The organism is Pseudomonas sp. AC083 (genome assembly GCF_979253165.1).
Genome location: NZ_CEEDDH010000010.1, coordinates 82,626 through 95,871, shown reverse-complemented (window position 1 = coordinate 95,871; position 13,246 = coordinate 82,626). Strand labels below are relative to the sequence as shown.

Genomic DNA, 13,246 nt, shown 5'->3' with positions numbered 1-13,246 from the left:
AAAACGCGCGCGCCCAGAGGGCACCTCCCGCAGGGTCTGACTGAGCAGATCCTGCTTTAGCGGAGGCGCCCTTGGGCGCGCGCGATTAACAGCAATGCTTGAAGCGTATCAGTGCACGTCTTTCCAGTATTCACGCTTGAGCAGGTAGGCGAACACAAAGAAGAACGCCAGGTACAGCAAGACATAAGTACCGATGCGCTGATGTTGCAGCTTAACCGGGTTAGCCGAGTAAGCCAGGAAGGTTACCAGATTCTTGACCTTCTCATCGAACTGCTCTTCGTTCAGAGCACCGGACTTCGGCACGATGGTCAACTGATCGCACGCTTCATGGGTCAGCGGCGTGCCGGTCAGCGGATCGTATTGCTTCTTGCCGTCCTCGACGATCTGCACCTGTTTGCAGCCGACAACCTGACGACCTTGCAGGCCGACCAGCACGTTAGGCATGCCGACGTTCGGGAAGACCTTGTTGTTCACGCCCCATGGACGCGCCGGATCTTCGTAAAACGACTTCAGGTAACCGTAGAGCCAGTCGGTGCCGCGTACTCGCGCTACCAGAGTCAGGTCCGGCGGCGCTGCGCCGAACCAGGTCTTGGCGTCGGCAGGCTGCATGCCGATGTTCATGTGGTCGCCAATCTTGGCACCGGTGAACACCAGCTTCTCCAGCATCAACTCGTGCGGGATGCCGAGGTCATCGGCGACGCGCTCGTAACGCTGGAACTTGGCACTGTGGCAACCCATGCAATAGTTGGCAAAGGTCCGCGCACCATCCTGCAGGGCGGCTTTGTCGGAGACGTCGATATCGACACTTTCCAGTTCCGGACCATGACCCTCGGCAGCAAAAACCAGGGAAGGCAGCGCAGCAAAAATCAGAGCAAGAAATAACTTTTTCATCAGCCAGTCACCCTTTCCGGAACCGGTTTGGTCTTCTCGAGCCGGGTGTAGAACGGCATCAGAATGAAGTAGGCGAAATAAAGGAAGGTGCAGACCTGCGACAGCAACGTGCGCCCTGGCGTCGGCGCCAGAACGCCAAGAATGCCGAGAATCACGAAGGAGATGCAGAACACCACCAGCCAGATTTTGCTCAGCCAGCCCTTGTAGCGCATCGATCTCACCGGACTGCGATCCAGCCATGGCAGCACGAACAGCACCGCAATCGCCGCACCCATGGCGATAACGCCCAGGAGTTTGTCCGGCACCGCACGCAGGATTGCGTAGAACGGAGTGAAGTACCAGACCGGGGCAATATGCTCAGGCGTCTTGAATGGATTGGCCGGCTCGAAGTTCGGTTTTTCGAGGAAGTAGCCGCCCATTTCCGGGAAGAAGAACACAATGAAGCAGAAGATGAACAGGAACACCACCACACCGACAATGTCCTTCACCGTGTAGTACGGGTGGAACGCGATGCCATCCAGAGGGATGCCGTTTTCGTCTTTGTGCTTCTTGATATCGACGCCGTCAGGGTTGTTCGAACCGACTTCGTGCAGCGCCAGAATGTGCAAGACCACCAGACCGAGAATCACGATCGGCAGCGCGACCACGTGCAAGGCGAAGAAGCGGTTCAGGGTAATTCCGGAGATCAGGTAGTCACCACGAATCCACTGGGTCAGGTCATCGCCGATCAGCGGAATCGCGCCGAACAGCGAGATGATCACCTGAGCACCCCAGTAGGACATCTGGCCCCACGGCAGCAGATAGCCCATGAACGCTTCGGCCATCAGTGCCAGGTAGATCAGCATGCCGAACACCCAGACCAGCTCGCGCGGTTTCTGGTACGAGCCGTAGAGCAGACCGCGGAACATGTGCAGATAGACGACGATGAAAAACGCCGAGGCGCCGGTCGAGTGCAGCAGACGCAGGATCGAACCGTACTCGACGTCGCGCATGATGTATTCAACGGAAGCAAAGGCTTCTTCTGCCGACGGCGTATAGCTCATCGTCAGCCAGACGCCGGTGACGATCTGGTTGACCAGCACCAGCAGCGCCAGCGAGCCGAAGAAATAGAAGAAGTTGAAGTTTTTTGGTGCGTAATATTTGCTGAGATGGTCTTCCCACATCTTGGTCGCGGGAAAGCGTGCATCAACCCAATCCATGAACTTGCTCATCACGCTTTCTCCGTATCGACGCCAATGACAATCAGGTCATCGGTCTCATAGGAATGCGGGGGAACTGGCAGGTTCAAAGGCGCAGGTTGCGACTTGTAGACGCGGCCAGCCAGATCGTAGTGGGAACCGTGGCACGGGCAGAAATAGCCACCTACCCAGTCTTTGCCCAGATCCGCAGGTGCCACTTCGGGACGGAAGGTCGGTGAGCAACCCAGGTGCGTACAGATCCCGATCAGCAGGAGAATCTCCGGCTTGATCGAGCGTACTTCCGGGTCGACATAAGTGGGTTGCGTGGAGTTTTTGGAGGTCGGATCGGAGAGCTGACCCTCGATCTTCTTGAGATTCCCCAGGATTTCCTCGGTACGGCGGACAATGAACACCGGCTGGCCGCGCCATTCAGCAATCATCTGCTGGCCTGGCTCGATTTTGCTGACATTCACTTTCACCGGTGCACCGGCAGCTTTCGCCTTGGCACTGGGAAACCATGACCCCACGAACGGGACCGCAGCCCCCACCGCTCCTGCAGCACCCACCACGGATGTGGCTGCCACCAGGAAGCGACGCCGGCCTGCATTCACGCCGTCATTGCTCATTCAGTCCTCTCCCATCAGCTTTTTTGGCCTGTTAAATCAGGCGTCTACTAAATAAATCAAATGTTACTTATAAAAATTTTGCCCGAATGGTAATGAAAACCCCCAATTCTGACAAGGTTAATTCCCCGGGGCTCAGCCCCTTAAGCCTTGGAGTATAGGGGGTCTACGGCTGTGGCAAGTTGTCACAACGCAATTCTTTGATAAATCGCAGGCATAAAAAAACGCCCGCTTCCGTGAGGAGGCGGGCGTTCTTTTTTGAACGTGGAAGCGGAATTAACGCTTCGAGTACTGCGGACGCTTACGCGCTTTACGCAGACCAACTTTCTTACGTTCAACTTCACGGGCGTCGCGGGTAACGAAGCCAGCTTTGCGCAGAGCGCTACGCAGGGTTTCGTCGTAGTCCATCAGAGCGCGAGTGATGCCGTGGCGGATTGCGCCAGCCTGACCACTTACACCACCGCCGATCACGGTGACGTAGATGTCGAACTTCTCGACAGTCTCGGTCAGCTCCAGCGGCTGACGAACTACCATGCGGGCAGTTTCGCGGCCGAAGAAGTTATCCAGCGAACGGTTGTTGATGGAGATGTTACCAGTACCCGGACGCAGGAAAACGCGTGCGGTTGCGGTCTTGCGACGGCCAGTGCCGTAATTTTGAGTCGCCGACATAATGAACTATTCCGTTAAATCTTCAGTTCTTGGGGCTGCTGAGCAGTATGAGGGTGTGCAGCGCCCGCATAGACTTTCAGCTTACGGTACATGTCGCGACCCAGTGGGTTTTTAGGCAGCATGCCTTTAACCGCGGTCTCGATCACGCGCTCAGGGGCTTTGGCGATCAGCTTTTCAAAGTTGATCGACTTTATGCCTCCCGGGAAACCGGAGTGGGAGTAGTACATTTTGTCAGTGGTTTTAGCGCCGGTAACACGGATCTGCTCGGCGTTGATGACGACGATGTAGTCGCCGGTGTCAACGTGAGGAGTGTACTCAGGCTTGTGCTTGCCACGCAGACGGCTCGCGATTTCGGTGGCCAGACGACCCAGGGTCTGACCAGCAGCGTCGACGACAAACCAGTCGCGCTTTACTGTTTCCGGTTTAGCAGTAAAAGTTTTCATTCTTTATAGCCTCAGGGGCCGCCTGTAAATAAGACGGCGGATCTTACTGAATAGTGCGTACTTTGACAAGTCAAAGGCAGCCGGATACAGACGCTTTCGGGGGCTCGGGTCGGCGCGTCCGTTCAACGGCAAGATTCTTCGGCGGCGGCGCATCACTTCCACTGCAGAAAGAGGTCGGCAATTATGCAGATTGCGAAAAATTTTTCAACCTGCTTTTATGATTGTTTTGCCCAAGGAGCACCCGATGGACTATCGCCAGCTAGGCCGTACCGACCTGAACGTGAGTGCAATCTGCCTCGGCACCATGACCTGGGGCGAGCAAAACACTGAGGCTGAAGCCTTCGCCCAGATCGAGCGGGCCAAAGAAGCGGGGATCAATTTCCTCGACACCGCCGAAATGTACCCGGTGCCGCCCAAAGCCGAAACCTACGCCACCACCGAGCGCTACATCGGCAATTACTTCAAGAGTCGCGGTGACCGTGCCGACTGGATCCTCGCCAGCAAGATCGCCGGCCCCGGCAACACCATCGACTACATCCGCGACAAGAACCTGCGCCACAACCGCCAGCACATCACCGAAGCACTGGACGGCAGCCTCAAGCGCCTGCAGACCGATTACATCGATCTGTATCAATTGCACTGGCCGGAACGCAGCACCAACTTTTTCGGACAGCTGGGCTACAAGCACAAGATCGAAGCCAACCTGACGCCGCTGGAAGACACCCTCGAAGCACTCGACGAACAGGTGAAGGCCGGCAAGATCCGCCACATCGGTCTGTCCAACGAGACGCCGTGGGGCACGATGCGCTTTCTGGCTCTGGCCGAAGCCCGTGGCTGGCCGCGTGCGGTATCGATCCAGAACCCGTACAACCTGCTCAACCGCAGCTTCGAAGTCGGCCTGGCCGAGATCGCCATTCGCGAACAGTGCGGCCTGCTCGCCTACTCGCCACTGGCGTTCGGCTTCCTCTCCGGCAAGTACGAAGGCGGCGCCCGACCACCGAAAGGCCGTCTGAGCCTCTACAGCCGCTTCAGCCGCTATTTCAACCCGCAATCGGAGGCGGCGTGCAGCCGTTACGTAGCCCTGGCCCGTGAACACGGTCTGGACCCAGCGCAAATGGCCCTGGCCTTCGTGACCCAGCAACCGTTCGTCACCAGCAACATCATTGGCGCGACGACGCTTGAGCAACTGGACAGCAACATTGCCAGTTTTGATCTGAAACTGTCCGATGAAGTGCTGGCCGGGATCGAGGCGATTCACAAGGATCATCCGAATCCCGCGCCGTAACTGACCGCCAAAAGCTTCGCGAGCAGGCTCGCTCCCTCAGGTACGGTGATCCCCTGTGGAAGCGAGCCTGCTCGCGAAGAGGCCAGTCGGATTACCTCAACAGCGGAACGCGGAGCGTCCCCGGCGGCATTCCTTTGCTGCGCGTGGGAACGATCATCAAAGCGACCGCGCAATAATCTCCTTCATGATTTCATTGGTGCCGGCATAAATCCGCTGCACCCGCGCATCCGCCCACGCCCGGGCCACCGGGTATTCCCACATGAAGCCGTAGCCGCCATGCAGTTGCACGCACTCGTCGAGCACTTTGCATTGCAGGTCGGTGCCCCAGTATTTGGCCATCGCCGCCGTCGGCACATCGAGTTTGCCTTGCAGGTGCAGCTCCAGGCAGCGATCGACGAAGACCCGGCCGATCTGGATCTCGGTAGCCATCTCGGCCAGTTTGAAGCGGGTGTTCTGAAAATCGGCAATCGCCTTGCCGAACGCCTTGCGATCGCGGGTGTAATCCAGCGTCCATTGCAGCGCTGCCTCGGCCGAGGCCAGGCCGCCGATAGCCACGGTCAGACGTTCCTGCGGCAACTCCTGCATCAGATAGGCAAACCCGGCACCCGCCTGGCCGAGAAGGTTTTCCTTCGGCACGCGCACGTCCTGGAAGAACAGTTCCGAGGTGTCCTGCGCCTTCATGCCGACCTTCTCCAGGCGCTTGCCCTTCTCGAAGCCCGGCGTATTCGCCTCCACCAGAAACAGGCTGGTGCCTTTGGCCCCAGCCTTGGGGTCGGTCTTGGCCACCACGATCACCAGGTCAGCCAGAAAACCGTTGGTGATAAAGGTTTTCGAACCGTTGATCACATATTCGTCACCGTCGAGCACCGCCGTGGTTTTCACCCCTTGCAGGTCGGAACCGGCGCCAGGCTCGGTCATGGCAATCGCCGTGACCATTTCCCCCGACACCAGTTTCGGCAGGTATTTGTGTTTCAGCGCCTCGCTGCCGTAATGCAGGATGTACGGTGCGACGATGTCCGAGTGCAGCGAGAAACCGATACCGGTCAGCCCCAGACGCCCGACTTCCTCGATGACCACGGTGCTGTAGAGGAAATCCGCGCCGAGCCCGCCGTACTCTTCCGGCAGATGCGAACAGAGCATCCCCGCCTCCCCCGCCTTGTTCCACAGCGCGCGATCAATGTGCCCCTGCTTCTCCCACTGCGCGTGATACGGCACGGCCTCTTTTTCGAGGAAAGTTCGCACGCTGTCGCGGAACAATTCGTGCTCGGAGCTGAACAGGGTTCTGGGGATCATGCGGCACCTTTCTTTGTTGTTGGAGGGATACGGCTCTCAGAGACTAAGCCCGACTCCTGCTACGGGACACTGGACACATCCGACAAAAAATAAGACGATCCAGCCGTCTGGTGACCACTTTCCCTTATAAAAACAAAACAAAAGTTGAATTATGTCTAAGCACGTCTCCCCGCCCTTGCGGCGCGTCAGCATCCTGGCCATCGACCGGGTTTTCGCTTACACCCTCATGCAGGCCAAGGATTTTTTCCATGTGGCCAGCCTGCGTTACGGCAAACAACTGGGCCACGGCCTGACACCGGCGTTTGAAACTCGCCTGGTCAGCCCGGATGGCAAACCGGTAAAAAGCTTCAGCGACGTAGTGATGCCGGTCGACGGCGGCCTGGAAAACGCCGACGTGATCATCCTCCCGGCGTTCTGGGACGATTTCGACACGCTGTGCAGCCGTTACCCGCAAATCCTGCCGTGGCTGCGCGAACAGCATGCGCGCGGCGCGGTGTTATGCGGCGAAGCCACCGGAGTGTTCTGGCTCGCCGAAGCCGGGCTGCTCAACGGCAAGGAAGCGACCACCTACTGGCGCTTCTTCAATGCCTTCGCCGAGCGTTTCCCCAAGGTCTATCTGAATCAGGACAAGCACCTGACCGACGCTGACAATCTCTATTGCGCCGGCGGCACGACCTCGGCCTGCGATCTCTACATCTATCTGATCGAACGCTTCTGCGGCGCGAACGTGGCGCAAGCCGTGGCCCGCGACATTCTCTACGAAGTGCAGCGCAGCTATTCGCCGGGACGTATCGGTTTTGGTGGGCAAAAGCTGCATCAGGACGTGATCATCCTGCAGATCCAGCAGTGGCTCGAAGAACACTTTGCCGACAAGTTCCGCTTCGAAGACGTCGCCCGCGAGCATGGCATGAGCATCCGCAACTTCATGCGCCGCTTCCAGACCGCCACCGGCGACAAGCCGCTGCACTACTTGCAGCGCCTGCGCATCGAGACGGCCAAGGGCCTGCTTTCGGGCACGCGCAAGAGCATCAAGACCATCAGTTATGAGGTCGGTTACGACGATGCAAGCTTCTTCGCGCGACTGTTCCGCCAGCACACCGAGCTGTCGCCGAATCAGTATCGGCAGCAGTTTCAGCAGGCTGCCTGATCCGGCCTGATGATCGTCCCCACGCTCTGCGTGGGAATGCCGCCACTGGACGCTCTGCGTCCGCCTCGCAAGTGACGCGGAGCGTCACGGGATGCATTCCCACGCGGAGCGTGGGAACGATCAGTTACTGCGCTTTCGCGAGCAGGCTCGCTCCCACAGGGAAAAACTTCAGCGCATAAAAAAGGCCTGCAATCGCAGGCCCTTTTTCGTTGCCGAAACTCCGTTTAAGGCTTGTGCGCCCGCGACAGGAATTCGTGGGATTGCATCTCCAGCAGTCGGCTCAGCGTGCGCTGGAACTCGAAGGTCAGGCGTCCGCCGGTGTACAGATCCTTCAACTCGACTTCAGCAGAAATGATCAGTTTGACGTTGCGATCGTAGAACTCGTCGACCATGTTGATGAAGCGCCGGGCGATGTCGTCGGTGGTGACGCTCATCTGCTCGACGCCGCTGAGCAGGACGGCGTGGAAAATCTTGCCCAGTTCGATGTAGTCGTTCTGGCTGCGCGGGCCGTCGCACAGTTCACGGAAGTCGAACCAGGCCACGTCGTCGCAGGTGCGCAGAGCGCGGATTTCGCGGTTCTCAATGATCAGCACATCGTTTTCCACCGCCGCCGTGCACTCCGGCGTCAGCGCCTTGAAGCTCTTGCGCAGGCTTTCGTGCGCGGCTTCGTCGAGCGGATAGTGGAACAGCTCGGCTTGCTCGAGGTGACGCAGACGATAATCGACGCCGCTGTCGACGTTGACGATCTCGGTGTTCTGCTTGATCAGCGCGATGGCCGGGAGGAAGCGCGCGCGTTGCAGGCCATCCTTGTACAGGCCGTCCGGAACGATGTTCGACGTCGCGACGAGGGTCACGCCGTTCTTGAACAGCTCTTCCATCAGCGTGCCGAGGATCATCGCGTCGGTGATGTCGGAGACGAAGAATTCATCGAAGCAGATCACCCGCGACTCGGCCGCGAAGCGCTTGGCGATGATGGTCAGCGGGTTCTTCTCGCCGCCCAGGGTTTTCATTTCTTCGTGCACACGCTTCATGAAGCGGTGGAAGTGCGTGCGGGTCTTTTCCTTGAACGGCAGCGCTTCGAAGAAGGTGTCGACCAGGTAAGTCTTGCCGCGACCGACGCCGCCCCAGAAATACAGGCCCTTGACCGGTGCCTGATCCTTTTTGCCAAACAGCTTGCCGAGCAAGCCCGGCTTGTTCTGGTCAGCGGCGATCAAGTCGTCGTACAGACGCTGCAAGTGACGCACAGCAGTTTCCTGCGCGGCGTCATGGAAGAAGTCCGGGCGTTTCAGATCAGCTTGATATCGTTCTAGGGGCGTCATAATTCGTTAGCAAGGCAACAAAAACGGGCCGTCACTGTAGCGACGGCCTGTGGGAATGGCAATCGGCCCTTGGTTGGGTCGTGCCGCCGATCAGTCCTGAGCCGGGGTCAGTGCGACGCGCAACGCCTCGATGGCGGCGTCCCGCGCGGCGGCGTCGGCGAAGGCAGGGCTGTCGCCCACGCACTCACCGGCCAGCCAGACGCTGAAGCTCAATTCTTCAGTACGCACGTCCAGCGGCTCGCCGGACTGCAACTGTTTGGTCACCTGGCCGGCAGTTTTGCCGTCGGCGAAGTTGCGCGACAGCAGCAATTGCTCGCCATCGGCCGCCAGCAGACGGAAACGGAAGCTGCCGTCGTCCTCGCGGAAGCTGACGAAACGCGCGGCTTTCGCGGCTTTTTTCTTGGTAGTCGCGGCCACCTGAACCTGATTGACGAAAGAACGCAGGCCGACAGCTTCGCGCAATTCATTGAGGAACGGCGTGGCCACGGCGCGGGCCTTCTTCGCACCGATCTGCAGGATGTCTTCCAGGTCCGCCGGACGCTCGATCAACTGGTGATACTTCTCGCGCGCCTCGCCCAACTCGCTGTCGAGCAATTGGAACAGGCGATTCTTCGCCTCACCCCAGCCCAGACCACCGAGCAGTTCGCTGCGGAATTCGTCAGCCTGCGCCGGGGTGGCGAAGGCCTGGAACAGAGTGAACAGGTGCGAGTTGTCAGGATCTTTCGCTTCGCCCGGAGCCTTGGAGTCAGTGACGATCCGCGAGATCGCGTCCCTCATCTCTTTGGCGCTGGAGAACAGCGGAATGGTGTTGTCGTAGCTCTTCGACATCTTGCGACCGTCGAGGCCCGGCAAGGTGGCCACGCTTTCTTCGATCAGCGCTTCGGGCATGGTGAAAAACTCTTTGCCCTGACCGAACAGATGGTTGAAACGCTGGCCGATATCGCGGGCCATTTCCACGTGCTGAATCTGATCGCGACCGACCGGCACCTTGTGCGCGTTGAACATCAGGATGTCCGCGGCCATCAGCACCGGGTAGCTGTAGAGGCCCATGGTGATGCCGGCATCCGGGTCTTCACCGGTTTCAACGTTCTTGTCCACCGACGCCTTGTAGGCGTGCGCGCGGTTGAGCAGGCCCTTGGCGGCGACGCAAGTCAGCAGCCAGGTCAGCTCGGGGATTTCCGGGATGTCGGACTGGCGGTAGAAGGTCACGCGATCAACGTCCAGACCACCGGCCAGCCAGGTCGCGGCGATTTCCAGACGCGAGCGCTGGATGCGCAGCGGGTCATCGCATTTGATCAGCGCGTGGTAGTCGGCCAGGAAATAGAACGAATCGGCCTGGCTGTCGCGGCTGGCGAGGATTGCCGGGCGAATCGCGCCGGCGTAGTTGCCCAGGTGCGGCGTGCCGGTGGTGGTGATGCCGGTGAGAATGCGGGTACGGTTGGTCATGGGTAATCGCTTGTCAGACTGCAATCAATTCGAGAGACGCGGCAACAGCAGATCCTTGAGATCGGTCAGCTTGCCGTGAAAAAAGTGTCCGCATTCTGCCACTTTCAGCAGCTCATGGGGGCGCTGGAGTTGTTCCGACCACTGGTAGACCAATTGCGGATCGATGACTTCATCGGTTTCCGGCTGGATCACCGTCAGCTTGCCCAGTTGCGGCAGTTGATCCTGCTCGCCCAGACGCATTACCGCCGGCGCTACCATGAACAGGTGCTCAAGCTGCACGCCTTGGGCTTCGAGACGGCCGCCGAGACTTGCTGCAACAAATCCGCCGAAGGAGAAACCGAACAGGGTCAGCGGCAGATCCGGGTGTTTTTCCCGCAACCATGTAGCGGCGGCTTGGGCGTCGTCGACTTCACCGGTGCCCATGTCGTGCGTGCCCTGGCTGGCGCCGACGCCGCGATAGTTGAAACGCAAGGTGATCAGGCCTGCGTCGCGCGCGGTGCGCTGCAGGGTCGAGACGACCTTGTTGAGCATGGTGCCGCCCTGCACCGGGTTCGGATGGCAGATCAGCGCGATGCCGCGCGGCTGCTCGTTATCCAGGTAAAGGCTTTCCAATTGACCCACCGGGCCGTCAATCACTACAGGGGTTTCACGCATCAGCAAGGGAGGAACTCCGTGACCTCGAATCGGGTCGACTCGTCTAGCAAATTGTCTGTGCCAATCTATTGCGAGTGAATCGCGGTATACAGCGCAGGTTCGAGCCGTTAACGTAAAGCAAAGCCGTTTATAGAGGAAGGACTCGTGGAACACTCGCTCTTAGTTTGGTTGTTACCGACTCTTGCCCTGGTTGTGGGTGTCGCCATTGGATTCCTGATCGCGCGCGTTGCGCCGAACGCCGCACCGAGCCGCACGCAGCGTCAACTGGATGATATCCAGGAGCGTTTCGACAGTTATCAGAACGAAGTGGTCACCCACTTCAACAGCACCGCGATGCTGGTCAAGAAGCTGACCCAGAGCTATCAGGAAGTGCAGGACCACCTCGCCGAGGGCGCCAATCGTCTGGCCCTGGACGAGCAGACCCGCCAGCGCCTGATCGCCGCCCTGCACGCCGACGCAGCGCAGGCACCACGCGAACGCCTGACGCCACCGCGCGATCAGGAACCACCGCGTGATTACGCGCCGAAGAGCCCGAATTCGCCGGGCATGCTCGATGAGCATTATGGTCTGAAGAAGTAATCGGGTTTCGCGCCCAACAAAAAGCCCCCGGACAATGCTGTTGTCCGGGGGCTTTTTTGTATCTGCAATCTTCGCTGCCCTCGCCGGCCTGCTCGCGAAAGGGCCGGCACAGATGACACAAAAAAATGCCCGATCACAGGACCGGGCATTTCTTCAATCAGGCAATCGCTTACGGATACTGCTGTACCGTGCCCGGCTGTTGCTGCTGACCACCATACTGCTGACCCGGAATTGCCTTCAGGTTGACCTCGACCCGGCGATTCTGCGCGCGGCCGTTGACGTCACCGTTACTGGCAATCGGGTTATCCGGGCCGGCGCCACGGGCCGACAGGTTGGCACCGCTGACACCTTGCGAGGTCAGGTAGGTCGCCACGCTCTGTGCACGACGTTGGGACAGGTCCATGTTGTGCTGGCGGCTGCCGGTGCTGTCGGTGTAGCCGACGATTTCGATCTGGTTCTGGTTGAACTCTTTTAGCGAGTTGGCCAGGTTGTTCAGCGGTTGATAGAAGCTGGAAGCGATGTTCGCCGAATCGGTGGCGAAGGTGATGTTGCCCGGCATGATCAGCTTGATCTGATCGCCCTGACGCTGCACTTCAACGCCAGTGTTGGCCATGCTCGCGCGCAGTTTCTTTTCCTGCTGGTCGGCGTAGTAGCCGTAGCCTGCTGCGGAAGCACCGACCACGGCGGCGCCGATCAAGGCGCCCTTGCCACGGTTGTCGTGGCCGATGGCGGCACCGGCAAGTGCACCGGCCAGCGCACCGAGGCCACCGTATTTGGCGGTTTTGCTCATGCCCTGCGAGCCACCGTCGGCCTGACCCTGATTGTCATACGGATTGGGCGAGGCGCAGCCGGACAGCACGGCCACGGCAGTAGCGACAATAATCAAACGACGCGTGGTGAACATGGAGAGCTCCTGGTTTTTTGCATTCTGTGGTGCAGCGGCCACTGATCAATCAATGGACCTGCGCGGGCGTTGGATCATGACAATGCGCAAAAATTCCGCCGCACACCCGTGACAAAAAATTCAGGCACGCACAAACGGGTTCTCGCGCATCTCATCACCCAGACGCGTATCCGGACCGTGCCCGGTGACAACCGTTGCGTCCTCATCCAGCGTATACAGCCGCTGCTTGATCGAACGCACGATGGTCGCCTGATCGCCACCCCACAAATCCGTGCGCCCTACCCCGCGACGAAACAACGTGTCGCCGGCTATCAACAGCTTAGCCTCGGAAAACCAAAAGCTCATGGAACCGGGTGTATGGCCCGGCGTATGCAGTGCCACGCCGCAACCGCAGGCCAGTTCTTCGTCATCGCTCAACCAGCGATCCGGCGAGGGCACCGGGGTGTAGGGCACACCGAACATCTGGCATTGCATTTCCAGGTTGTCCCAGAGGAATTGATCTTCCTTGTGCAGATGCAGGGTCGCACCGGTTTTCTCCTTCATCTGCCCGGAAGCGAGGAAGTGATCGAGATGCGCGTGGGTATGGATGATGCTGACGACTTTCAGGCCATGGGCATCGAGGCGCGCCATGATCAGGTCAGGGTTGCCGCCCGGGTCGACGACGATGGCTTTCTTCGTGATCGGGTCGCCGATGATGGTGCAGTTGCACTGCAAAGGGCCGACGGGGAAGGTTTCGCGAATGAGCACTGGGATTGAGGCTGACATGGAAGGATCCTGGACAGGCGGCACTGACATTGGCTTCAGGATTCTACTGC

Annotated in this window: 14 protein-coding genes; 3 read left to right on the top strand and 11 right to left on the bottom strand. The window is 59.2% G+C overall.

Annotated elements, in window-relative coordinates; translation table 11 throughout:
• Positions 1-108: 108 nt before the first annotated feature.
• The 5 genes from AC0IXA_RS16235 to rplM all read right to left on the bottom strand — a co-directional run bounded on the left by AC0IXA_RS16235 (position 109) and on the right by rplM (position 3,804).
• A complete protein-coding gene (locus tag AC0IXA_RS16235) occupies positions 109-891 on the bottom strand; it encodes a cytochrome c1 (RefSeq protein ID WP_024014251.1) in 783 nt (260 codons plus the stop codon).
• Positions 891-2,102: a cytochrome b gene (locus AC0IXA_RS16230; protein WP_024014252.1), complete on the bottom strand. Its 1,212-nt coding sequence runs from the start codon at positions 2,100-2,102 to the stop codon at positions 891-893. The genes AC0IXA_RS16235 and AC0IXA_RS16230 overlap by 1 nt, the downstream gene beginning before the upstream one ends.
• Positions 2,102-2,695: a ubiquinol-cytochrome c reductase iron-sulfur subunit gene (gene petA, locus AC0IXA_RS16225; RefSeq protein ID WP_007917031.1), complete on the bottom strand. Its 594-nt coding sequence runs from the start codon at positions 2,693-2,695 to the stop codon at positions 2,102-2,104. The genes AC0IXA_RS16230 and petA overlap by 1 nt, the downstream gene beginning before the upstream one ends.
• A 273-nt stretch (positions 2,696-2,968) precedes the next feature.
• Complete coding sequence (gene rpsI, locus AC0IXA_RS16220; RefSeq protein WP_003228056.1) at positions 2,969-3,361, bottom strand: 30S ribosomal protein S9; 393 nt, start codon at positions 3,359-3,361, stop codon at positions 2,969-2,971.
• Positions 3,362-3,375: 14 nt separating this feature from the next.
• Positions 3,376-3,804, bottom strand: a complete 429-nt coding sequence (rplM, locus tag AC0IXA_RS16215) for a 50S ribosomal protein L13 (RefSeq protein WP_003228062.1) — start codon at positions 3,802-3,804, stop codon at positions 3,376-3,378.
• 244 nt (positions 3,805-4,048) lie between these two features.
• On the opposite strand from rplM, the gene AC0IXA_RS16210 reads away from it, so the two are divergent.
• A complete protein-coding gene (locus AC0IXA_RS16210) occupies positions 4,049-5,089 on the top strand; it encodes an NADP(H)-dependent aldo-keto reductase (protein WP_039761359.1) in 1,041 nt (346 codons plus the stop codon).
• A gap of 156 nt (positions 5,090-5,245) precedes the next feature.
• Here AC0IXA_RS16210 and AC0IXA_RS16205 read toward each other — a convergent pair whose 3' ends face one another.
• Positions 5,246-6,382, bottom strand: coding sequence for an acyl-CoA dehydrogenase family protein (locus AC0IXA_RS16205; RefSeq protein ID WP_024014254.1), 1,137 nt, complete (start codon positions 6,380-6,382; stop codon positions 5,246-5,248).
• 250 nt (positions 6,383-6,632) lie between these two features.
• Between AC0IXA_RS16205 and AC0IXA_RS16200 the strand changes: the two genes are divergently transcribed.
• The gene (locus tag AC0IXA_RS16200) at positions 6,633-7,529 is read left to right on the top strand and encodes a GlxA family transcriptional regulator (RefSeq protein WP_162999820.1); all 897 of its coding nucleotides are present in this window, start codon (positions 6,633-6,635) and stop codon (positions 7,527-7,529) included.
• Between the two features lie 224 nt (positions 7,530-7,753).
• Here AC0IXA_RS16200 and zapE read toward each other — a convergent pair whose 3' ends face one another.
• The 3 genes from zapE to AC0IXA_RS16185 all read right to left on the bottom strand — a co-directional run bounded on the left by zapE (position 7,754) and on the right by AC0IXA_RS16185 (position 10,948).
• Positions 7,754-8,848 carry a cell division protein ZapE gene (gene zapE / locus AC0IXA_RS16195; RefSeq protein ID WP_016773254.1) on the bottom strand — a complete coding sequence of 365 codons (1,095 nt, stop codon included), beginning with the start codon at positions 8,846-8,848 and terminating at the stop codon, positions 7,754-7,756.
• A gap of 90 nt (positions 8,849-8,938) precedes the next feature.
• The gene (locus AC0IXA_RS16190) at positions 8,939-10,294 is read right to left on the bottom strand and encodes a tryptophan--tRNA ligase (protein WP_471813868.1); all 1,356 of its coding nucleotides are present in this window, start codon (positions 10,292-10,294) and stop codon (positions 8,939-8,941) included.
• Between the two features lie 24 nt (positions 10,295-10,318).
• Positions 10,319-10,948: an alpha/beta hydrolase gene (locus tag AC0IXA_RS16185; RefSeq protein ID WP_471813866.1), complete on the bottom strand. Its 630-nt coding sequence runs from the start codon at positions 10,946-10,948 to the stop codon at positions 10,319-10,321.
• A 144-nt stretch (positions 10,949-11,092) separates the two neighbouring features.
• Between AC0IXA_RS16185 and AC0IXA_RS16180 the strand changes: the two genes are divergently transcribed.
• On the top strand, positions 11,093-11,527 hold the full coding sequence (locus tag AC0IXA_RS16180; protein WP_016773251.1) for a Z-ring associated ZapG family protein: 435 nt from the start codon (positions 11,093-11,095) through the stop codon (positions 11,525-11,527).
• Positions 11,528-11,696: 169 nt separating this feature from the next.
• Here the strand turns inward: AC0IXA_RS16180 and AC0IXA_RS16175 are convergent, their stop codons facing one another.
• Together AC0IXA_RS16175 and AC0IXA_RS16170 are read right to left on the bottom strand one after the other, a co-directional pair.
• Positions 11,697-12,431 (bottom strand): YiaD family glycine zipper/OmpA-like lipoprotein, encoded by a 735-nt coding sequence (locus AC0IXA_RS16175; protein ID WP_016773250.1) that lies wholly within the window; start codon positions 12,429-12,431, stop codon positions 11,697-11,699.
• Positions 12,432-12,551: 120 nt separating this feature from the next.
• A complete protein-coding gene (locus tag AC0IXA_RS16170; RefSeq protein WP_129997658.1) occupies positions 12,552-13,196 on the bottom strand; it encodes an MBL fold metallo-hydrolase in 645 nt (214 codons plus the stop codon).
• Between the last annotated feature and the right edge of the window lie 50 nt (positions 13,197-13,246).